At 57.9% G+C, this 21402-nt stretch carries 16 protein-coding genes; 4 read left to right on the top strand and 12 right to left on the bottom strand.

All coding sequences use genetic code 11. From position 1 onward, the window contains the following. Entirely contained in the window at positions 1 to 1128 is a 1128-nt protein-coding gene (gene nspC / locus ACFFT4_RS16845) for a carboxynorspermidine decarboxylase (RefSeq protein ID WP_378049559.1), read from the top strand. Positions 1129 to 1304: 176 nt separating this feature from the next. Here the strand turns inward: nspC and ACFFT4_RS16840 are convergent, their stop codons facing one another. Beyond that, positions 1305 to 1883, bottom strand: a complete 579-nt coding sequence (locus ACFFT4_RS16840; protein ID WP_378049557.1) for a TetR/AcrR family transcriptional regulator — start codon at positions 1881 to 1883, stop codon at positions 1305 to 1307. Positions 1884 to 2053: 170 nt separating this feature from the next. On the opposite strand from ACFFT4_RS16840, the gene ACFFT4_RS16835 reads away from it, so the two are divergent. Continuing rightward, positions 2054 to 2992, top strand: coding sequence for a ketopantoate reductase family protein (locus ACFFT4_RS16835; RefSeq protein ID WP_378049555.1), 939 nt, complete (start codon positions 2054 to 2056; stop codon positions 2990 to 2992). Positions 2993 to 3011: 19 nt separating this feature from the next. Here the strand turns inward: ACFFT4_RS16835 and ACFFT4_RS16830 are convergent, their stop codons facing one another. From ACFFT4_RS16830 to ACFFT4_RS16815, 4 genes are all read right to left on the bottom strand, one after another. Beyond that, a complete protein-coding gene (locus tag ACFFT4_RS16830; protein WP_378049553.1) occupies positions 3012 to 3176 on the bottom strand; it encodes a YdeI/OmpD-associated family protein in 165 nt (54 codons plus the stop codon). Between the two features lie 58 nt (positions 3177 to 3234). After that, positions 3235 to 3699, bottom strand: coding sequence for a DUF8821 family protein (locus ACFFT4_RS16825; protein ID WP_378049551.1), 465 nt, complete (start codon positions 3697 to 3699; stop codon positions 3235 to 3237). A 179-nt stretch (positions 3700 to 3878) separates the two neighbouring features. Then, complete coding sequence (locus tag ACFFT4_RS16820) at positions 3879 to 4955, bottom strand: NAD(P)H-dependent flavin oxidoreductase (RefSeq protein ID WP_378049550.1); 1077 nt, start codon at positions 4953 to 4955, stop codon at positions 3879 to 3881. Between the two features lie 117 nt (positions 4956 to 5072). Next, a complete protein-coding gene (locus tag ACFFT4_RS16815) occupies positions 5073 to 6095 on the bottom strand; it encodes a methyltransferase domain-containing protein (RefSeq protein ID WP_378049548.1) in 1023 nt (340 codons plus the stop codon). 427 nt (positions 6096 to 6522) lie between these two features. On the opposite strand from ACFFT4_RS16815, the gene ACFFT4_RS16810 reads away from it, so the two are divergent. Then, entirely contained in the window at positions 6523 to 6942 is a 420-nt protein-coding gene (locus ACFFT4_RS16810; RefSeq protein WP_378049546.1) for a hypothetical protein, read from the top strand. 106 nt (positions 6943 to 7048) lie between these two features. On the opposite strand, the gene ACFFT4_RS16805 is transcribed toward ACFFT4_RS16810, so the two are convergent. From ACFFT4_RS16805 to ACFFT4_RS16775, 7 genes are all read right to left on the bottom strand, one after another. Beyond that, positions 7049 to 9751, bottom strand: coding sequence for an alpha-L-rhamnosidase (locus tag ACFFT4_RS16805; RefSeq protein WP_378049544.1), 2703 nt, complete (start codon positions 9749 to 9751; stop codon positions 7049 to 7051). A gap of 58 nt (positions 9752 to 9809) precedes the next feature. After that, positions 9810 to 10469 (bottom strand): SGNH/GDSL hydrolase family protein, encoded by a 660-nt coding sequence (locus ACFFT4_RS16800; RefSeq protein WP_378049543.1) that lies wholly within the window; start codon positions 10467 to 10469, stop codon positions 9810 to 9812. A 92-nt stretch (positions 10470 to 10561) separates the two neighbouring features. Beyond that, positions 10562 to 13621 carry an alpha-mannosidase gene (locus ACFFT4_RS16795; protein WP_378049541.1) on the bottom strand — a complete coding sequence of 1020 codons (3060 nt, stop codon included), beginning with the start codon at positions 13619 to 13621 and terminating at the stop codon, positions 10562 to 10564. A 15-nt stretch (positions 13622 to 13636) separates the two neighbouring features. Further along, positions 13637 to 16183, bottom strand: a complete 2547-nt coding sequence (locus ACFFT4_RS16790; protein ID WP_378049539.1) for an alpha-mannosidase — start codon at positions 16181 to 16183, stop codon at positions 13637 to 13639. A 146-nt stretch (positions 16184 to 16329) separates the two neighbouring features. Continuing rightward, the gene (locus ACFFT4_RS16785; protein WP_378049537.1) at positions 16330 to 17976 is read right to left on the bottom strand and encodes a type 2 periplasmic-binding domain-containing protein; all 1647 of its coding nucleotides are present in this window, start codon (positions 17974 to 17976) and stop codon (positions 16330 to 16332) included. A 114-nt stretch (positions 17977 to 18090) separates the two neighbouring features. After that, a complete protein-coding gene (locus tag ACFFT4_RS16780) occupies positions 18091 to 18933 on the bottom strand; it encodes a carbohydrate ABC transporter permease (RefSeq protein ID WP_378049788.1) in 843 nt (280 codons plus the stop codon). 66 nt (positions 18934 to 18999) lie between these two features. Next, positions 19000 to 19854: an ABC transporter permease gene (locus ACFFT4_RS16775; RefSeq protein WP_378049786.1), complete on the bottom strand. Its 855-nt coding sequence runs from the start codon at positions 19852 to 19854 to the stop codon at positions 19000 to 19002. Positions 19855 to 20280: 426 nt separating this feature from the next. On the opposite strand from ACFFT4_RS16775, the gene ACFFT4_RS16770 reads away from it, so the two are divergent. Beyond that, positions 20281 to 21351 carry a GntR family transcriptional regulator gene (locus tag ACFFT4_RS16770; protein ID WP_378049535.1) on the top strand — a complete coding sequence of 357 codons (1071 nt, stop codon included), beginning with the start codon at positions 20281 to 20283 and terminating at the stop codon, positions 21349 to 21351. Positions 21352 to 21402: the final 51 nt, after the last annotated feature.

Raw genomic sequence — 21402 nt, 5'->3', positions numbered from 1 at the left:
ATGAAATTCGATCAGCTGCCCACTCCATGTTACGTTGTCGACGAAGCCCTGTTGGAAAAAAACCTGAAGATTCTGCGCGGAGTCATGGACCGCACCGGATGCAAAATCATCCTGGCGCAAAAAGCGTTCTCCATGTACAAGATGTACCCTCTCGTTGCCGAATATTTGAGCGGCGCGACGGCAAGCGGATTGCACGAAGCTCGCCTGGGACAAGAGGAGATGGGGAAGGAAAACCACGTCTTCTCGCCGGCTTACCGCGACGATGAGATCGATGAGATTATCTCGCTGTGCGATCATATTATTCTCAATTCCTTCTCCCAGGTGGAGAAGTTCAAGGATAAGGTGCTGCAGGCCGGCAAGAAGGTCGGCCTGCGCATCAACCCCGAATGCTCTACGCAGCAGGGGCACGGCCTTTACGATCCTTGCGCTCCGGGCTCCCGCTTCGGCGTGACGCTGGAGCAGTTCCGTCCGGAATTGCTGGACGGCATTTCCGGCCTGCATTTTCACACCCTGTGCCAGCAGAACTCGGACGACCTCGCCGTTACGCTTCAGGCCGTGGAAGAGAAGTTCGGAGCCTGGCTCCCGCAGATGGAATGGATCAATTTTGGCGGAGGCCATCATATTACCCGGGAAGATTACGACATTCCGCTGCTGGAGTCGTGCATCAAGCGCATGCAGGAGAAGTACGGTCTGGAGGTCTATCTGGAGCCGGGAGAGGCTGTAGCGCTCAACGCGGGGTTCCTGGTGTCCACCGTCCTGGATACGGTGCGCAACGGCATCGAGATCGCGCTTCTGGACACTTCCGCTTCCTGCCATATGCCGGACGTGCTCGAGATGCCCTATCGTCCCCCTCTGATCGACTCGGGGGAGCCGGGCGACAAGCCGTTCCTCTATCGGCTCGGCGGCTCGACCTGCATGTCGGGCGACATTATCGGCGATTATTCCTTCGACCGGCCGCTCAAGATCGGCGATCGGCTCGTCTTCGGGGATATGGCGATCTATTCGATGGTCAAAAATACGACGTTTAACGGCATGGCCCTTCCCGCCATCGCCATTCGGAAGAAGGATGGAGATTGCGAGGTCGTTCGCGAATTCGGGTATGAGGAATTCAAGACGCGATTGGCTTAATGCGGCACTTTAAGCTGCTTTACAGGATAATCGATCCATAAGCTGTAAGGGGTATGTACCTCCTTTCACTGCTATACGTTCCTGAAATGACAAGGTTAAACCCGCCAATGGGCGATTCAGGAGCGTAGGAGGCAGTCTTGAAGGAGATACATACCCTTTCTTTGTCTGTCACTCTCTTAACGTCCGATCAACCCGTACAGCATCAGCTTATACAGCTCGCCGGCTTTTGCCTGGTGTTTGGAGGCCGTTCCCCACCGTGACAGTATGCTGCCGACGGCGCCTAAAAACTCCAGCACTGTCTCCGTAGAGATCGAAGCGTTGATGGCTCCTTCCCGTTTGCCGCTTTCGATGAACGCCTCCAGAATGTCCAACCGAATCTCGTTCGCGCTTGCATGAAGCAGTTCCACGAACACCTTGTCGTCGATCGCTTCCTTCGAGAAATAACGCTCCAACAGCTCGTTCGGCATTTCGGAGCAGAGCTCCACGGCCTGCAGCAGCTTCTCTTTGAAGCCGATGCCTTCGTTTAACAAACGTTTCACCGTTTGCGTCGTTTCCAGCGTCAGAATGCGCGCGCATTCCTTGGCCAACCCTTCCTTGCTGCCAAAATAATTGTAGATCGATACGGTGGAAACGCCCGAAGTGGCCGCCAATTCGTTAATGCTGACATTCGTGTAGCCTTTCTCCCGAAACAGCTCCAGAGCCGCTCGCATGATCGCCTCTTTTTTCCGCTGCGTTCTGATTTCGTATTTGTTCACACGCATACCCCTTCAACATGGATACCTTTATTATCTCATAAGTCGGCAGGTTTTTAATCCTCACCGTATAATTTAAAAACTTGTTGACAACCCAAGGGATATTCGTTAGTTTTTAAATACAATCCACATAATTTAAAAACTATTGCAAGGAGCATCCTCATGAAATATTAATGTTCGGCCGAGGCGTCATCTCCGCTCTCTACGGGTGGGCGTTCGAGAAAGCGGGGCACGAGGTGGAATTTTACGTTCGTCCGGGGCGTAAGGAGCAATACGGTTCCGAGCTCGATCTGGACATTCTGGATGGACGCGCAAGCTTCAAAGGCGTTCCCGTGAAGGAAAAATGGACGATTCGGATGCGGGAGGAGCTGACGCCCGATCATGATTACGACTTGATCGTGCTGAGTGTCAATCACAATCAGTTCAAGGATGTGGTTAAGGTTGTCGGGCCGAATGCGGGGAAGGCGACGATCCTCATTTTCAATAACCTCTGGGACGATCTGCGCGACTTCGCCGAGGGACTGCCTATGGACCAGATTGTGTGGGGTTTCCCGGGCGGCGGCGGCGGCTACAGAAACGCTCGCAAGCTGGAGGGCGGATTTATGAAGGCCGTTTATTTGCAGACCGAGGAGACCGCGGCTTCCAAGCCGCGGCATCAAAGCGTAGCGGAGGTCTTTCGGCAAGCGGGCTTCTCGTTCTCCTGGCAGAAGAATATACGCGACTGGTACTGGCTCCACTTCCTCATGAATGTGGGCATGTCCGCGCAAGTGTTGAAGGACGGCAGCCATCAAGAGCTATTCCGATCTCCGAAGAAGCTGGCGCAGATGATCCTGCTCATACGCGAAATGCTTCCTCTGATCGCCGCCAAGGGCGGCAAAGTCGGGTTGGGCGCTTCGCTCGCGATGCGGCTGCCGGCCGGATGGATCGGTTATGCCATGTATCGCTTCCTGAAAATCGATTCGGTTCTCTCCGCCGTCATGGAAAGATTGGCGAGCACGGCCTACATTACGCGCGAGTCGTTCGCCCACTTCCCCAACGATATTCTGGCCGACGCCCGCAGGCTCGGCGTATCGCTCCCGCGGCTTGAAGCGATGGAACGTTATTTTCGGTAATCCCGGCCGGGGCAGCGGCTTATTGAACCTTGCCTTCGCGCAGCGATTCGACGGATTTGTCGATGCGCCGCTGCCTCGTTTCGGCGCTTTTGGCGCCTTCAACGTTTGAATAGAGGGCGCTCCGCCGTCCGTTCAGGACTTGGATACACCCTCTTTTCGAAATCGTTCCGCCCCGATCGGGCACTGGCAAAATTTCCGTAGCGAATGCAGGCGCAAGCCCCTCGCTTGCGTTCGGGCTTACTTCAATATTCCCCTTTAATGACAAAAAACGAGCCCCGTATCGTTCCGGCCAGCTTGGACTTCTGTCTGGCGAACTTAAACTTCCCCTCCAGCTCCTTCGGCACTTCCATCCCCTCGGACAGCTTGAAGCCGACGGCCCGCTTCTTCGGATCGTCCACCGTATACAAGACGTTAACCGCCAATCCGTCCTCGTAAAAGACGAAGGTCCAGTCGATATTTTCCACTCGCAAACGCGAAGTTTCCAAGGGCTTGGCGGCAAATTCAATGTCGCGTTCTTCCTTCAAAATCCGGTTCACGTACGCCACGGTCTCCTGGCTTTCACCGGCCGGCACGACGGTAAATTCATGCTTGTATTTGTTCGCAAAATAGCGGGCTTCATTCGCGCGCAAACCGGCAAGCGCATCGGCTACGAGCGAAGATTCCAGGCCAACGGTGGACACCTGTTTGAAATCGACGACATAGGACATTTTCATCGCTCCTCTTATCTCTTTATTCCCCGACATCGGAAATTCATAAGCCGCAATCCGTTCTGATCAGACACCGTTCAGTGTCCCTTCTCCATCTTAAGACACCTTTTGGTGTCTGGTCAACACCCATTTTCGCCAAGCCTTTAGTTCCCTTCTATGGAAAAGAGCCCGTCGCCCACTTATTGCGAACGGATAGAGGATAACCGTTCCCGGGCTTGCTTAATCGTCTGCTCCACGATTTCGGCGGCCGTTCGTTGATCCCTCGCCAATCTGAGGCCTTGGCCCGCCCATAGCGACATGAACTCCGGATTGTCCGCTTGGGCCGCCGCCTGGCGAATGTCCCTCGTCAGGGCATTCTGGATCGGATAATCGGGGAGGGTTCCGGTATAGGAACGCATATCGTCCATAAACTCCGTTCGAATGCCGCGCGCGGCCTTGCCTGAATAAGCGGTTGTGATCTCGGTGGAATCCTCCTGCGACGCCAGGAGCTTCCGCTTGTGCGCCGCATGGGCTCCGCTCTCGGCGCTGGTCAGGAACGCGGTGCCCATCTGCGCGGCGGAAGCCCCCAATACAAGGCTGGCGGCCAACCCGCGTCCGTCCATGATTCCTCCCGATGCAATGACGGGGACCGACAGATGATCCGCCATTTGGGGAACCAGGGCCATGGTGCCGATAAGCGCGTCGGCGGCGCTTGTCGCGAATGTGCCGCGATGCCCTCCCGCTTCGCTGCCCTGGGCCACGACCGCGTCCACCCCGGCGGCTTGCAGCCTAATGCCCTCCTCCACCGTCGTCGCCGTGCCGATCACGAAGGTTCCGCGTTGCTTAAAAGCCTCGATCACCTCGCGCGACGGTATGCCGAAGGTAAAGCTGAACACCGGCAACTTCTCTTCCAGCAGTACCTGTACTTGCTCCTCGAACGATTCGGCAAACCTGGAGATCGACGGGCCCGGTGCGACGCCCAGCTTCGCCCGATATCGATCCAGGTAGGCGTTCATTCCGTCAATCGCTTCCTTCGGCGTATTCGCTTCCTCGGGCACGAACAGATTCACTCCGAAGGGGCGGTCCGTTAATCGTCCGGTCTCTCTGACCGCGCTCCGAATTTGCTCGGGCGTCAAGTAACCGGCCCCCAGACTGCCGACTCCCCCGGCGTTCGACACGGCCGCAGCCAATCGAGGCGTCGCAGGTCCGCCGGCCATGGGCGCTTGAAAAATCGGATATTGAATTTCGAGGATACGCGTTAATTCCGTTTTTAGCATTTTCGAACCCTCCGTGTTCTCTGTTATTTCCATTATAGTGCTCGCCTTTTCCGAGTCCACCGTCTTTCGAACTATTCAGACGCCGCGTTTGTCCGCGGCGTCTGAAACGGCGGGCTGTTACTGTTTCTTAAGCCTGTATAGAGAAGGATGGAGCCCCTTCAAGCTGAGGACGGCCATCGTGGAACAACTGAACTGCAGCTTCTCGGCCGCCGACTGCAAGGCGTCATCCGCATCCGTAAGACAAATGAAGGTCCCTTGCCGCTTTAGTACCCGTTTTATTTCCTTGAAAATATCGCCATACAGTCGGGGCAGATTTTCGCCAGTAGAGATTTGACGGCCAAAGGGCAGATTGGCAGCCGCCTTATCGACATGACCGGAATCGATCGGCAGATCGCGGGCGTCCCATTGCAAAATGCGCACCCGGTCGTGCAGCCCGACATTGTCCAGGGAGGCTTCTACCGCCGCTGCCGACAGGTCTCCTCCGTAAATTCGACAATGCGGGTAAGCGCGACGCTCGGACAGGAGCGTTCCCGAACCGCAGCACGGATCAATAAACACGTCAGTTTCCTCGGGATTCGATAACCAGACGAGAGCATGGGCGACGGAAGGCCGCAACGCGGCATGAGCAAATCGTCTCTGTTCCGCCCGATAACGAAAGGAGGCATCCGTCAACCGCAAAGCGAAAACGGCATCGTCATCGCGGATATCCAGCCGAAACTCCACCTCGTGACTCCCCGAAGCGTCGTACCGCAATCGGGGATAACGCCGCGCCATTCCTTTGGCCGCCGCCTCCGCCGCGTCGAACCGCGAGTAGGTATGATCCCCCGTTCGGCTGGCGTTTATTTTATAACCGGCCATACCGAAATTCTCTATCAATTCCCAAGGCAGGTCGGCTTGGGAGATTTCATGCTCGATACCGGCCAGGTGCATCTTGTGGGGGCCGACCCGGAAACGGTGAATCGGGCGGTACAGGTTGTCCGCCGTTCGCAAAGCCATCAAAGCCTCTGCGGGCCGGGCGGAATGAAAGAAAACCTTCCCCCGTTCCGTACGTTGCATTTGGGCATCGGCAATTTTGACCCGAATTTCATCCTCCAACACAAACTCCAGCCCCGGTAACACCGTCGCAAAATAAAGCGCCATCCCTTTTACCCCTTCGTATTGGATTTCGGAGCATAAAAAAAACGCAAATGAACAAAAGTTCATTCGCGTCTTCTATGCGCAAGGCGTTCCCTCGACAGGAGCGCCTCTCAGATTGACAGGATTGAATGTTCGTTCCTTGACAGCGAAAGCATGCGAAATTCCATGAGAACGAAACCTGGAACATGGGTTCCGGGCCTCTGTTACGCGCATGTCTTTCTTGCTATTCAGTTAGATCGTTATCCGATCGTAACTGTCAAGAAAACGGCCATCATCAAGATCAATCCCTCCATCCCTACGAATAGCGCAATTATACAACACCAAGCCGTGCCTGACAATTTCACAGAATCCGCAGACGATCGCAACAAGTTCGCAATATCCGCCTGTTATGATTCTGGAAACGGAATTTTACAAAGGAGCCCAGGGAAAAATGAATATACAGCAGAAGGAAGTCGGGGGAATGGAAGAAGCGAAAAAGCATAAGGCGTTAATTGTTATCCTGGCCGTCATCGCATGCATTAGGCCCATCATGAGCATAACCGGCCTGTCGGAGCAGATCGGTCAACCGGTCGCGAGCCTCTCCGCCACGGCGGTCATAACGCTTGTCTGGATCGCGGCGGCCGTATTCGCCCGCGTTCGCCAGCCGGTCGTCGTACTGATGTTCACCGGCATCGCCTACGGTTTGTTGGCCATCGTTCTCAGCGCCATTCTGTCGCCGATTCTGAGCGGGCATCTGCAGGGGCCGCTTTTGAATCCCTTGGCCATCATAAGCACGCTTGTCACCAACGCGATCTGGGGCATCGTCTCCGGGCTTCTGGCTCTCGTTGCGATGCGTCTGAGCCGATCGTGATCGTGTTCTCCGCCAAGCAAGTTCAACAGCCCTCCCGGTGACGGGAGGGCTACTGTGCATTTGGGATGGCCGACATCGTTCGAAAGTCGCCTGGGCGAGATCAGTCCTAATTCGGCCCGACCGTCATATCAAAGGCGTAGCTGCCCGAATCGAGGGAGATCACCGCCTCGTCCGCCTCCTGCCTCGCATGAAGGGAGGCGGAAGCCGACTCGGATCGGGACCAGACCGTCTCCCGGCCTTCCCGTTCGGAGATGGACAGGACGAGCGCATCGCGGCTTCGCAGCGGAAAACGGACCTCCGCGCTGCCGTTCGGCGGGATTCGGATCTCGCATTCCCAGCGGTCGGCGCTCATCCGGGACCAGCGAACGGCATACGGTCCGCGAAGCGTATGGATCGAGGCCGACGCATGGCTCAGGTTCTCCGTCCGGAACGGCCTGAACACCGCGCGTCCGAATGCGACGGCGTCGGGATGCGGGGCCAATCCGGCCAGATGCTTGAAGAACCATGCGCTTACGCTTCCGAACATCGGGTGATTGTGGGAGTCGTGCCCGTCCCAAGATTCCCACAGCGTAGTCGCGCCGCTCTCGATCATATGCCCGTAGCCGGGATAATCCCGCGATCGGACCATCTCCAAAGCCAAATCCGTCTCCCCCCGCTCGCTCAGCACGTCGAACAGGAAGAAGGTGCCGAAGATGCCGGTATCCAGATGCCCGTTCAGATGATCCCGGTAATGCCGCGTAACCCGCTGCCACGCTCGATCGGCATCGCCTTCGGGGACGCAGCCCAGCACGAGAGGGAACAGATCCGCGCCTTGCCGTCCGATGGAGTAGCTGGCCGTGCCGGGGTTGAAGAACGCCTCGTTAAACGAATCGCAGATGAGCCGATACAGCTCCGCGTACCGCCGGCGATCCTCCTCGCGGCCGAGAACCTCGGCAATCTTGGCCATCATCCCCACCGTATAGGCATAATAGAACGTGCTGACCAGCACGGGAGGAAGCTCGTTCGCGCCGGGAACGCACCAGTCTCCCAGAAACCAGCTGTCCGGTTCTTCGAACTCGACCAGATGCCCGCCGCGATTGCGGGTGCCCAGATAAGCAATCCAGCTTTTCATCCCGTCGTAATGCTCGGCCAGCAGGCGCCGATCCCCATACAGCCGGTACATGGTCCACGGCAGGATGACGTAAGCGGAGCCCCAGGCTGCGCCTCCTCCGCCCCCGTTAAACGGGGCGGTGTGGGGCACGAAGCCCGTCCGTTTGTTCTGCGAATCGCCGATATCCGCCGTCCACTTGGCATAGAACGCGGCCATGTCGAAATTAAAGCTCGCCGCTTCGGCGGTCAGATGTCCGTCGCCCGTATAGCCCAGCCGCTCGCGATGCGGACAATCGCTGGGCACGCCGCCATGCAGATTGGTTAGCTGCGACCAGCGACAGGCCTGCTGCACCCGATTAAGCAGCGGGTCGGAGCAGGCGAACTCGCCGGCGTGTTGAACGGCGGCGTGAACGACGACGCCGTCGAGATCCGCCAGCTCCGGCACTCCGGGATATCCGGTCACCTCCGCGTAGCGAAAGCCGTGCCAGACGAACCGGGGCTCGTATTGCTCCCTGCCCCGGCCGCTCAGGATATAGGTGTCGGTCTGGATCTGCGCTTCTCCTCCGCAGCTGCTTGGGTCAAGTTCCCCGGCCGCTCCGAGATTTTCCGCGAATCTCAGCGTGACCCGCTGCCCTGCGCCGCCCTGCATGCGAATGCGCACCCAGCCGGAGAAGTTCTGGCCGAAGTCGAATACATAGACGCCCGGCCGCGGCTCACACCGGGAGACAGGGGCGAGCGTATCGATGATCCGGTCCGGAGGAGACAGCTGGGCCGTCAGCCGCCCGGCCGGCGCGCGGACCGCGCGGGCCCCATCCCATGAGGAATCGTCGAAGCCGATCTCCGTCCAACCGCGCCGCTCGAGCCGGGCGTCGTAAATCTCCCCGTAGAAGACGTTGTTAAACACGATCGGCCCGGAGCTGCACTTCCAGCTTTCATCGCTGCGAATACAGTCCGTCGTCCCGTCCTCGTACACCAGGAGCAGCTGCAGGATCAGCCGGGGCGAACCATAGCTCATTTTTCCTTCGACCGTTCTCTCCGTCTGGTTGTAGAAGCCGTTGCCCAGCATGACGGCTATGGCATTCTCTCCGCCAAGAAGCTCGGAGGTTACCGCATATTGAAGGTAGTGGACCCGCTTGGAGGTCTGGTCGTCGAAAGGATACAGCAGCCCTTCGATCCGGCGGTCGTCGTAATCCGTCCAGTTCGGAACGAGGACGTCGTCCCCGATCCGTCGGCCGTTCAGATGCAGCTCGAAGTAGCCCAGACCGGATATCGCGACGGAGGCGCGCGAGACGGGCTTCTCCAGTCGGAAGGTCTTCCTGAACAACGGAGCCGCGATCGCCTCGTCGGCGCCGATCCACCGCGCGGTCCATTCCTCCGGGCCAAGAACGCCCATCTCAAACACAGCCGCCTCTTCCGCCTCATAGCAGGTTCCGTCCTGGTCCCAGCTTCGGACCGTCCAGTAACAACGCTGCCCGCTGGTCAACCGCTTGCCCGCATACGCGACGTGAAAGGTTTCGGCGGAATCGACCCGGCCCGAATCCCATAATTCGCCGACGCCGGCCAGCGCATCGGCTTCGCGCTCGGACACGACGATTCGATAAGCCGCCTGCCTGCGGCCTCGCCGGGAGCTGAGCAGCTCCCAGCTGAAGCGAGGCACATGGGTTTGCACGCCAAGGGGGTTGTCGTTATATTCGCATCGCAATCTCGTGATCTTATTCATGCCGCACTCCCTTCACGTCCTGCTTTAACCGCGCGTTCTTCGGCTTCGGTTCGCCTGTTTATTGCATACGCGTCCAGTCGAATTCGATCGTCCGCAGGAAAGCGCGGGCAATCAGCAGATGCCCCGTCCAGTTCGGATGCACGCGATCGGAAGCGATCGTCGTCGGATGCACATGCTCAAGCAGCGGAGCAAACGCCGCCTGCACGTCCACGAAGACGGCTCCGCAGCGCTCCGCCACCCGACGGGCCGCCTGGCCGTATTCGTCCATCCGGCGGCGCATCCGGTCGTCGGCATTCGGCTCTAGATAGAACGGGGACATCACGACCAGCCCCTTCAATCCGGGCAGGGCCGATGCCGCCAAACGTTCCAGCTTCGTCTCGTATTCGTCCGGCAGCACATGCGACTCCGGAATGGTCGGCTGGTCGAATTGCCTCCATACGTCGTTAATGCCGATCATGACGGACAGCCAGTCCGGCTTGAGATCCAGAACGTCCGTCTGCCAGCGGCTCTCGAGATCGCGGACGGTATTGCCTCCGATCCCCATGTTGGTCACGCGAATGGCCAGCTCCGGGTAAGCCGCCTGCAGCAGCGTGTCCACAAACGCGACGTAGCCCTTGCCCACCCCCTGGAACAACCCTTCGCCCTGCGGAAATTTCCGCTCGCCGTCGGTGATCGAATCTCCGATCATCACCAGTCTCTGTCCTGTCGTCAGCTTCATTGCCGCAGCTCTCCCATCGTTGCACGCTATCTATTCGTTTCCTTATTGTTTCGATCTCCGAAGCGCTTCTTCCTGCCGCGCCAGCCGCTTTTTCACCGAACTTTCAGCCGCAGCGTCTTCACCTCGAACGGGCGGAAGTCGAGGCGGATTGCGCCTTCGGCGCAGGCAAGCTCAACAGGCTCTTCCTCCAGCATGTTCGTCTCGCAAGCCTGCGCGAACGGCAAGTCCGTCCTCACCTCACAGGTTACCGTCGCCCCTTTGCACTCATACAGCCGGACGATCCAGTCGCCCGATCCGTCTTCGGCCGGCTTGACGGTCTCCGCGATCACATTGCTTCTGTCCGTGCGGAGCAGCGACCGGCTTTCGCCCCCGGCTCCTCCCGGTGCCGCAGTCAGCGGATAGTTCAGTTCGTAAGCCTCCCGAACGACCGGGCTGTCGAAGAACGAGCCGTCCCAGGCGACAAAGCCGTAGGTAAATTGATGCGTGCCTTGATCGGACGTCTCGTCCGGATACGTCGGCGCCCGCAGAAGCGTAAGGCTCATCGTATGGTCGTCGACGGAAATCCCGTACTTGCAGTCGTTCAGCAGCGCGAAGCCCCGGTTCGCTTCCGCCAGCGCCGACCACTTGTGCTGGCTGACCTCGAACCGGTCCGCATCGTGCGGACGCGAGGCGTGGTTCGGTCTCTTGACGTGCCCGAACTGAATTTCGTGCAGCGACTCGTTCGTGCGAATACGAACGGGGAAGTCCACCTTGAGCAGCTTGTTTGCCTCTCTCCAGTGAACCGTCGTATGGAACTCCACCCGCCGGCTGCCGGCCCGAAGGCGAATATCCTGAATCAGGGTGGAACGGTTCAGCTCCCGCTCGACCCGGACGGCGGCGAACAACGGACCGCTAGCCGACACGGTTACCTTGGCGCTCGCAGTCAGCTCGAGCTCCGCCGACCGGTACCTCCGGTCAATCTCCCAGGCGTCGAAGTCGGACGGTTGGTCGCGGTACATCCTCATCACGTTGCAGGCTCCCGCCGCCCAGTCCGTTCCGGTCGTCTTGTCGAAGATGCGCGCAAGCTCGCCCCGTTCGTTGATCTCGATAGACAGAAGCTCGTTCTCGAGACGGCTCGCCGTCGCTTGCACGGCGGACACAGCAGGCACGGCTGACGGAACGTCCGCCTCCTGAGCGCGCTCCTCGCGCCCCGCCTTGAACGTCGCCCAGCCCAGCGAAGGCGCCTCGACTTCGGCGTAGCCGACGCCGTCATGCCATTGCACCGGCAGCCGGTTGCCGGACGCGTCCGAGACGGTCTTCACGCCTTCCGGCAGGACGACCAGTCCGGCTCTCTCCCAGGACAGCGAGTTGAACACGGCGATGCTCTCCTCGCCACCGCCGGCGATCGCCGCTCTCGCTTCGGAGGCCTGGACGTCTATCTTCCGGTTCAGAGCGGTTAACTCCGCCTGGGCCTCCTCGTGCACGCGATGAATGGAGGAGCCCGGCAGAATGTCATGGAATTGGTGCAGCAGCAGCGTCTTCCACAGCCCGTCCATCTCCCGGTAAGGGTACGCCCGCTCCCGAAGCAGCCGCGCCGCGGCTCCCCACAGCTCGATCTCGCGGAAGCCGATCTCCGCCTTCCGGTTCAGCTTCTTGATCAAGGCCTGCGTCGTATACGTTCCCCGGTGCGCCGAATAGTACAGCTCGCCGACATATTTGGCGTCCGGAACGCCTCTCTCGATCTGATCCTCGAAGTAATCGATCGGCGAGCCGTGCTTCGTCCGGGGCGCGCCCTCCAGGTCGGCGAGACGGCGCATGAATTCCAGGTCGTCCCGATTGGCTCCGCCGCCGCCGTCGCCGTGTCCGAACTGCGTCAGCCTCGTCGTGATGCCGTCTTTCTGCACCAGTTCCTTCCACTGGTGGATCAGGAACGACGGGTTGATCCGAATCGGGTAATAATCGCCGTAATTCAGCAGGTGCGCCAGAATTTGCGAGCCGTCGATTCCTTCCCAGACAAACGTATTGTATGGGAACGGATCGCCGATATTGTCGTAGGTTCCGAACATCTTCACGGAGGCAAAATATTTCAGCCCGCAGCCCTTCATAATCTGCGGCAGGTTCCCGGAATAGCCGAATACGTCCGGCAGCCACAGCATCTCGTTGTCCTTGCCGAACTCCTCCTTGAAGAATCGCTTGCCGTGCGCCGCCTGACGGATCAGGCTTTCGCCGCTCGGCAGGTTCGTGTCGGGCTCGACCCACATGCCGCCTTCCGGGATGAGCTGCCCTTCCCGAACCGCTGCTTTCATCCTCGCGTACAGCTCCGGATACAGATCCTTGGCCAGCTGGAACAAGTACGGCTGACTCTGGACGTAGCGATATTCCGGGTATTCCTCCATCAGCGCAAGCTGGTTGGACATCGTGCGAGCGATCTTCCGCTTCGTCTCCGCGATCGGCCACAGCCAGGCAATGTCCAGATGCGACTGCCCCATAAGATGAAGGGTCGGAGCCGTCGAGCCGTTGACGCACTCGAGAAGAGGCTTCAGTATCTGTCTGCATTGCCCGATATTGCGGGTCAACGCTTCCTCTCGCAGAGTCAGATCGATGACGGAGAATACGCGGGTCAGCCCGCGGTCGATCTCGGCGACGCGCAGCGAGTCCTCGTCGAGGTGGTTCCGCAGATCGTACAGACACTCCAGGTCGATAAAAAACTGATAGATTTCTTCTTCTACGAGATAGAGGAAGGATTCCCCGAAAGTCGGCTGCCGCCCCGAGTGACCGGCATAAGCCTCCGCGACGATCTCGAACCGCTCGCCGGCCCGCGCGGCGCGAGTCAGCGTCAGGTCGTGATGCTGCAAGTCCATTGCCCCGCTCACGGCTCCGTTAACATAGATCGTGGCCTCGGAGCCGAAGTCCAGCATGACGGCCAGCCGCTTGCCTTCGGCCTGCCGCGGCGCGACGACCGACGACCGGAACCAGGCGTAAGCCCAATCCTCGCCCCATCGTTCGCCGGAGACGAAAGGCCGGAACGGCCTTCCTTCCAGACCGCCGACGGATAGCTGCTCTTGCGTCGTAAAGCCGGAGAAGCTCAGGGCTTCGACCTTGGTTAACAAATATTGATTCTTTTTCTTCAACAACTTTTCAACATGAAAGAGGATTTCTTTTTTCGTTTTCAAGTCTCTGCTCCTATCCTATGAGTTGCTCAACGCTGCGCGAGCATTGCTGATTCGAATCGTAGCCAAGCCGTGCTGCGGCAGGGAAAGCCGAGCCTCGCGCTCCCCTTCCGGCAGCGCCGCATACGGCAGCGGCTCCCGCGGCTTGCCGTCCAGCTCGACGAGAGCCATCCGCCCGGTCCCCAACGCCACGGAGACGAGGAGAGAGAAGCTAGCGGCTTCGGAGCCGGAATTATAAAGCCGAACCAACAGATCGTCCCCGTCCATTCGAACGGAAGAAACCTCGATCGCAGGATCGGTCACGCGAAGCAGCGAGACGGAGGCCGTCTGCAGACGCCGGCCGTACGCCGACAGCAGCGGTTCCGCCCAGCGGGCGCTCTCCTGTTGAAGGCCGGCGCGATCCCACCGTTCGGCGTGCGGCAGGACGGCATAACGCATCTGCTGAACGCCCGTCAGCGGACGCTTGCCCCACCAGAAGCCGCCTTCTCCTCCCCAGCCGAGCGTCAGCGCCAGCGGCTCGTCCTTCGCGTGGGAGTAATCGGTCGTATGGTCGGAGAATACCGCCAGCCCGTAACCAAGACGGTCGTCATAGGCATCGACCCAGTTGAGGACGATATTGTGCTTAATCTCGTCCCAACGCTCGTAATGCGTGTCTTCGTGCCGGCTCTGCGCAACGTCGAAGGCGGCGTTCTTATAAATCCGCCGATCTTCGAGCAGCGCCGGGAACCGGGCCTGCAGCTTGTACCGGGTATTGTGATGAGACTTTCTTCTCTCCGTCGTGCGATGCTCCGGAGCCATCTCCCACGGATCTCCGATCCACGTCTCGGCCTCGTAGCGGAACCGGACGTGGAAGTCGATCCTTCTTTGCCCCCGAGCCGCGGATAACGTCGCGACATACTCGATGTCCGCGAATCGGCCTTTCATCTCGACGACGGCCCGCAGCGGACCGCCCTCCTTGACCGTCAGAACGACCGGCGCTTCCGTACTGCTGCCCCATCGGTTGAGCCCAATGTGGAAACCGGCAAATTCATTAAACGGCCGCTCGGACGACACGATCGGTCGATTGTGCGCCTTGTCGAACCATTCGGCAATGACCCCGCCGCGGGCGGCGTCGATCCGAAGCTTGTATTGGTCGGTCTCGATCCATGCGGCTTCCCCTTGTACGGATACGGAAACGCGCTCCCCCTCCGGTACGGAGACCTCCGCCTGCGGATCGTTCGAATGCAAGTGCTCGACGGCATACGTCCTGTAACCCATGGCGGGCGGCTCCGCTTCGAAGATCAGCTTGCACGCATGGAGACTGCCGTCCTCGCGATTGACCCGCGTCGGCACGCTCTGGCTCGGAACCTCGTTCCCGTCCGCGTCCCGAACCCGGATGGCGTTCGTGCCTCCCGCAGCCGGGATCTCCACCTCCGTCAGCTCCTTCCGGCCGGAGCCCGACAGGTTGAACACGCGGACGGCGAATTCCGCGCCGCCGTCTTCCTCCTGCCGAAGGCGATCCGCAGCTCGACCCAGCAGCTCGTCGCTCAGCGACTCGGCCGCCCAGCTCTGCGCGCCGGCCTGCCAGGCCCACTGCTCGCGGCCGTCCCGCGTCGTCGCGCAGATCCAGGCGTCATGATGCTGGGATAGCAGCAGCTGGTCCCAAGCCTCGCGCAGCCGCTCCTGCGGATAGCGATCTCCGTGAAGCACGCTTGCCAGAGCGGCGAGCTTCTCCGCCGCGACGATCTTGTTCTCCGCCGCCCGAACCTCCCGAGACATGCGTTGAAGCGTGGCTTCGCCCCACGGCAACGTGCAGCGAATATCCTCCTGCGTGAAATGCCAGGGCTCCGTCGGCTGCTCGGCAATCGTCTCCATATACTCGCGCCAGGTCACATACCGAATCTCATCGCGATCCAGCCGCGGATTCGCCGGCCATCCCAGATCCTGCAGGAAGCTGCCGACCGGATGGGCAATGCCGCGCGCGAGACATTTGTCCACGAATTCGGGGGCCATATGTCCGGCCTCGGTCTCCCAGCAATTCACCAGCTCCTCGCAATCGTACCGCGGCACGCAAGGTATGGCCGTTCCGTCCGGCCCGGTCCACAGCACCGTCTCGCGATCGATGCCGGAGGCGTAGCCGCCCCAAGCCGTCCCCGGATTTTTGAGCACGGCGCGCTTGTAGCCGAGCGACCGAAGAAGCTGCGGATAGCTGCTGCTCCAACACGGCTCCTGGGTGGCATAGGTATCGACGACAAGATCGGGAAAATGCTCGCGAACGACCTCCAGGCCGCGAATCAGATGCCGAATGTTGCTTTCCCCGCCGATGACCCAGCCGAAGGGCTGAGCGTAGCTGGCCGCCACCATCTCCAGCCGCGACGCGTCCCCCTCGGCCAGATGCTCCCTGATCTCGTCGTAAGAGCCGGGGTCGGTTCGCCGCAGCACCTCCCAAGAGATGGGCTCGATGTCGAGACAAAGCTTCCATTCCGGCCTTTGCCGCAGCCGTCTGAGCACGTCCGCCCACGAGCCCAGAGGCATGTGTCCTTTAATTCCGCCGTGATAGCCGTCCACGAAATAAGCTTTCTTCATTCTCTCTCCTCCCCTTGCATCGCTCGCGAATAATGAGATCCCGCCGCAGGTGAACACCATGGCGGCGGGACGTCTTCTTGCTTGCAGGCGCCGGCTGCTCGCCAGGCGATGAGCCCCCGGCGAGCAGCGCGTGTTCCTTCCGACGATTAATTCATCGCGCGCTGCGCGGCGTCGTTGTAGATCTTCAGAACCTTGTCGATATCGCCCATTCCTTTGACTTTATCGGTGAACTTGCTCCAGTTGTCGAAGCTTTCCTTGCCCGCGACGAACTTGGATTCCTCGGATTGAATGTACGTCTTGATCGGCGTCATGATTTCCGAGATTTGCTGGCTCTCGTCCTGCGTGAACTGAATCGCCGGAGCGGTATAGCTGGACGGCACGTAGTCGTTGTCCGGCATCGGCAGGCTTCTCAGGTAAGTGGATTTCTCGATAGGCGCCTCTTCGTACTTGCCGTCGAAGTACGTGTAGTCCATCGCCGCGAAGTCGACGAACGCTTTGGAATCGGCGGAAATCTGCAGGCCCGGCCGGTAATGCTTGCTGGCGCGAATGCCGTACTGGTCTCCCACCATCCAAGGATCGTCCGCGTTTTTGAATTCGTCGGTGAAGGTCGGCTCGCCGTCGACCAGTTGATAGGTCGTTCCTTCGATCCCCCAAGTGACCAGACGAATCACGTCCGGGTCATACTGCAGATCGACGAACTTGACGATATCCTCGGGGTTCTTCGCGCCGGAGCTGATGCTGTACTGTCCCCAGCCCAGGTCCGGCGTATTGCCGTTGGCCACGTTCTGCCACGACTTTCCGTATTGCGGATTGTCCGGATACAGCGACACAGCGAACACTTTGCCGTCGTTGGCCTCTCTCGTATAATTCGCCGGGTCCGTAAACCATTGGGCCATCCAGATGAAGTTCTTGCTGTTCAGCGCTTTCTGCTTCAACGTATCGTCCGTATCGGTCAGGTATTCCGGGTCCAGCAGCTTCTCCGCATACAGCTTGTTGGCGAATTGCAGAGCTTCCTTGTAGCCGTCTTCGAGAATGCCGTACACGTACTTGCTTCCGTCCCAATAGATGTCGTTGGCGACATGATTGGCGTTGAAGAGCGAGCGCAGGTCGTTCCACCTCGTATTGATCGGATATTCGTTCGGATACAGCTGCTTGAATTGCTTGCCCGCTTCGTAAAGCTCGTCCAGCGTGGTCGGAATCTTGATGTTGTTTTCCTGGAACAGATCGTAACGGTAGGCGGACACGTTCTGAATCAGCATTCCTTTGTCTTTTTCAAACCTCGGGTAGGACGTTTCCTTGAAAACAAACATTTGGCCGTCCGCGTTCGTGACGTTGGCCAGTCCGTTCTTCACCTGGCTTAAGTAGTTCATATAGTTGGGCATGGAATCCTTGTACTGCATCAAGTCGATGATCTGCCCGTTCTTGGCCATATCGGAAGTATCGTAGAACAGCGGAGTCATGAAGAAATCGGTCAGGTCGTTGCCCGCGATCATCAGCTTCACTTTCTGGTCGTAGTCCGAGGACGGGATGTAATTCCACTTGATGTCGATTTTCCGGCCCATTTTCTGCTCCATCAGCTTCAGCCATTCTTTCTGAATCAGGCTCTGGGTGTTGTCGACGCCGTCCGAGGAGAGCGTGACGGAGAAGCTCAGCGGAGCGCCGCCCGGGCTGTCCGAGCCCGAACCGCTTGCCGTCGCTTCCGAATTGCCGTTAGAATTGTTGCAGCCCGCAATCGCCAAGGCGAGAAGGCCCGCCGCCGACAGAAGACCAAGCGATTTCATTTTTGAATTCATGTCCATCCCCCATTAATTGAATATTTTGAATGTTATGATAAAGACGACCAGAATGACGGGCGTACGCTTCGCCCCTCCTCTCCCGCATCCGTCGATTCTTGAACATCCCGTACCCTAGCCCTTGATCGAGCCGACAAACATCCCTTGCGTGAAATATTTCTGGAAAAACGGATAGATGATCATGATCGGGAACATGGTGATGACGATCACGGCCATCCGGACGGATCTCGGATCGAGCGCGGAGCCCGGCGAGTTAATGGCGACATTGCCGGATCCGACCCTTCCTTGAATGGCGTTCGTATCGAGCGTAAACAAGTAGTTTCTCAGAATCATCTGCAGCGGATACTTGTCCTGGCTCTGAAGGTAAATCAGCGCTTCGAACCAGCTGTTCCAGCTTCCCACGATCCCGAACAAAGCAAAGGTCGCCAGCAGCGGCTTGGACAACGGCAGAATGACCCGGAACAGCACGCCGACTTCGTTCGCGCCGTCGATATGGGCGGCATCCTTCAGCTCGGACGGAATATTCAGGAAAAAGGTACGGAACAGGAACACGTTATAAGCGCCCACCGCTCCCGGAATAATCATGACCCACAGCGTATCCAGCAGGTGCAGGTTGCGGATCAGCAGGTAAGTGGGAATCATGCCCCCGCTGAAAAACATGGTGATCATCAGGAAGATCGTCAGAAACTTCTTGCCCACGAATCCCGAAATGGTGAGCGGATAAGCGAACAAAGAAGTAAATAGCAGCATGATGAACGTAGACGCCAGCGCGTAGACGATGGAATTCAGATAACCGGTGAAAATAAAATGGTCCTTGAAGATGCCTTCGTACGCCTTCAGGCTAAAGCCCTGGGGCCAGATCGTGACGCTGCCCATGGACACAAAGCGGGAACCGCTTAAGGAAGTCGCGATAATATTCAGAACGGGATACAGCACGACAACCAGGATGAAGAGCATGATCAGAATATTAATCGCGTCGAACGCCCTGGAACCCAACGTTTCTCTCCTCAACTTTCTCCCCCCTTAGAACAAGCTCGTTTCCGAAACTTTACGGCTTACCAGATTCGAAATATACAGGATGATAAAAGAAATCACGGACATGAACAGGCCGATGGCCGTCGTGTACGAGTATTGCGCGCCAAGAATGCCCTGCCGGTAGACGTAGGAGCCGATTACGTCCGACACGCTGTACGTAGCGGGGTTGTACAGCAGGATGACTTTCTGAAAGTCCGTCCCCAGAACGCCCCCCATGGCGAAAATGAGCAGAATGACGGTCGTCGGCCGAATCGACGGCCATGTGACGTGGAGAACCTTCTTCCATCGGCCGGCTCCGTCCACCTCCGCGACGTCGTACAGCGTGGTGTCGATGCCGCTCATCGCGGCCAGGTAGATAATCGCCCCGAACCCGACGCCCTGCCAGATGCCCGAAGAGATGAAGATCGTTCGGAACCAGTTCGGATCGAGAAGGAACGAGATCGGCTCGCCGCCGAAGAAGACGATAATGTCGTTAATGAAGCCGTCCCGGGACATATACATCTGAATCAGGCCCGCAACGATGACGATCGAGATGAAATGCGGAAAATAAGAGACCGTCTGAACGATTCTTTTAAAGCGTTTGCTTTTGAGCTCGTTGAACAACAGGGCCAGAATAATCGGGGCCGGGAACGTCCACAGCAGCGTGTAAACCCCGAGAAGCAGCGTATTCTTCAGAACGTTGAAGGCCATCGGATCATGAAAGAAGGAATTGAAGTATTTCAAACCGACCCACGCGCTTCCCCATACCCCTTGAACGGCGTTGAAGTTTTTGAAAGCGATGAGAATCCCGTACATGGGAAAATAACTAAAAACCAACACCGTCAGAAATCCCGGAAGAGCCATCAAATAAAGATAGCGATGTTTCCAGATTCGCGACAACAATTTGCGATTGGCTGTCTGCAATCAAATCCCCCTCTTCACTCGCGGCAGCATATAGTATACTGTTTAGGATAAAATTATACTGCTTAAATCCATTTATTCAACTCTAAATTTGCGACTCGGCCCTCTCGAAAAACGCTTACATGAGTGAAATCTGACATTCCCTTGCCACAACTCATCCTAACTCATACATTTTCTTGTATTTTTTTCGCTTTTTCCATATTCCCATTTCCCCAAGTTATTATACTATACGCAGAATTTAACACATACTAATTCCGAGGTCAATTCCAAATTATTATGATCTTTCCGAATAAGTTAGTATACTTTATTCTTCATGTGCTTTATAGTATAACTTAGAGAGAATACTAGCGGATGGGAGGATCGTAGAGCATGAACGAATCGACATTGCCGAAGTATCAACAGGTCAAAGACTATGTGCTCTTGCAAATAAAGAACAACGAGCTGGGCAAGGACGGGCGGATTCCGAGCGAATCCGAATTCTCCAAGCTGCTTGATGTCAGCTCGATTACGGTGCGGAAAGCTTTGAACGATCTGGTCAACGAAGGAATCATCTATCGCGTCAGGGGAAAAGGCAGCTTCGTCTCGAATCACCAGGAGCCCGCTGCCGACAAGGCGATCGGTTACGTTACTTTTATTATTTCCGGCAACGAGCTGTACAACAGCTCCTACATGCAAATCATCAAAGGCATCCAGTCCTTTCTGAGCCAGCAGGACTGCAAGCTGATTGTCGAGTTTGTGGAGAACGACTTCGAGAAGGAACAGGAGCTCGTCGGCAATCTGATCCAGTCGGATCATCGCGGCCTGCTCATCTACTCCGCCAATCCCAATGGAGCGAAGGGCTACTTAAACGAGCTGCGGAGAAAATCGATCCCGTTCGTGATGCTCGATCGCATCCCCTCCGGCTATTCGGTCGACTGCATTACGTGCAACAACCAGGACGGAGCCTACGAGGCGGTGGAGCATTTGATTAACAACGGCCATCGGAAGATCGGCTTCGCCGCCTACGATTTCTATTTGAGCACGGAGGTCGACCGATACAACGGTTATCGCCGGGCGATGCTCGACGCCTCGCTGGTCCCGCAGGAGGAGCTTTCGTTTTTCCAGCACGATCTGGACTATGCCGTGCTGGCGGACGAGATTGCCAGAGGGAACCTTACGGCCCTCTTCTGCGCCAACGACCGGCGCGCCCTCGAAGTGATCGAGCGCCTGACGCAGGAAGGCGTCCGAATTCCGGAGCAAGTCTCGGTCATGGGCTTCGACGACTTCGAAAGCTCCAAGTTCGCCCGAGTGCCCCTGAGCACGGTGAAGCAAAACTTCGAGGCGCTCGGCTACGAGGGAGCGAAGCTCTTGTTCGAGAAGAGCGCCCACGTCTCCCCCGCGAACAAGAAAATTCTGATCTCCACCGAGCTTGTGCTGCGCGATTCCGTCCAAAAAATATAAGCGCAGGAAAGAACCCCGATTCTCGACACTTGGTCAGAATCGGGGTTCTTT

It is taken from the genome of Cohnella cellulosilytica (assembly GCF_042431195.1).
In the GTDB taxonomy this organism is placed as follows: Bacteria; Bacillota; Bacilli; order Paenibacillales; family Paenibacillaceae; genus Cohnella; species Cohnella cellulosilytica.
Note: the sequence above shows the minus strand (reverse complement) of the source record. Positions and strands in the feature narration are given on the sequence as shown.

Bases quoted from the DNA above. Each gene is read 5' to 3' on its own strand.
- nspC (WP_378049559.1), top strand. From the start codon at position 1: ATGAAATTCGATCAGCTGCCCACTCCATGTTACGTTGTCGACGAAGCC.
- ACFFT4_RS16835 (WP_378049555.1), top strand. From the start codon at position 2,054: ATGTTCGGCCGAGGCGTCATCTCCGCTCTCTACGGGTGGGCGTTCGAG.
- ACFFT4_RS16825 (WP_378049551.1), bottom strand. From the start codon at position 3,699: ATGTCCTATGTCGTCGATTTCAAACAGGTGTCCACCGTTGGCCTGGAA.
- ACFFT4_RS16820 (WP_378049550.1), bottom strand. From the start codon at position 4,955: ATGCTAAAAACGGAATTAACGCGTATCCTCGAAATTCAATATCCGATT.
- ACFFT4_RS16815 (WP_378049548.1), bottom strand. From the start codon at position 6,095: ATGGCGCTTTATTTTGCGACGGTGTTACCGGGGCTGGAGTTTGTGTTG.
- ACFFT4_RS16810 (WP_378049546.1), top strand. From the start codon at position 6,523: ATGAATATACAGCAGAAGGAAGTCGGGGGAATGGAAGAAGCGAAAAAG.
- ACFFT4_RS16805 (WP_378049544.1), bottom strand. From the start codon at position 9,751: ATGAATAAGATCACGAGATTGCGATGCGAATATAACGACAACCCCCTT.
- ACFFT4_RS16800 (WP_378049543.1), bottom strand. From the start codon at position 10,469: ATGAAGCTGACGACAGGACAGAGACTGGTGATGATCGGAGATTCGATC.
- ACFFT4_RS16790 (WP_378049539.1), bottom strand. From the start codon at position 16,183: ATGAAGAAAGCTTATTTCGTGGACGGCTATCACGGCGGAATTAAAGGA.
- ACFFT4_RS16785 (WP_378049537.1), bottom strand. From the start codon at position 17,976: ATGAATTCAAAAATGAAATCGCTTGGTCTTCTGTCGGCGGCGGGCCTT.
- ACFFT4_RS16780 (WP_378049788.1), bottom strand. From the start codon at position 18,933: ATGCTCTTCATCCTGGTTGTCGTGCTGTATCCCGTTCTGAATATTATC.
- ACFFT4_RS16775 (WP_378049786.1), bottom strand. From the start codon at position 19,854: ATGGCTCTTCCGGGATTTCTGACGGTGTTGGTTTTTAGTTATTTTCCC.
- ACFFT4_RS16770 (WP_378049535.1), top strand. From the start codon at position 20,281: ATGAACGAATCGACATTGCCGAAGTATCAACAGGTCAAAGACTATGTG.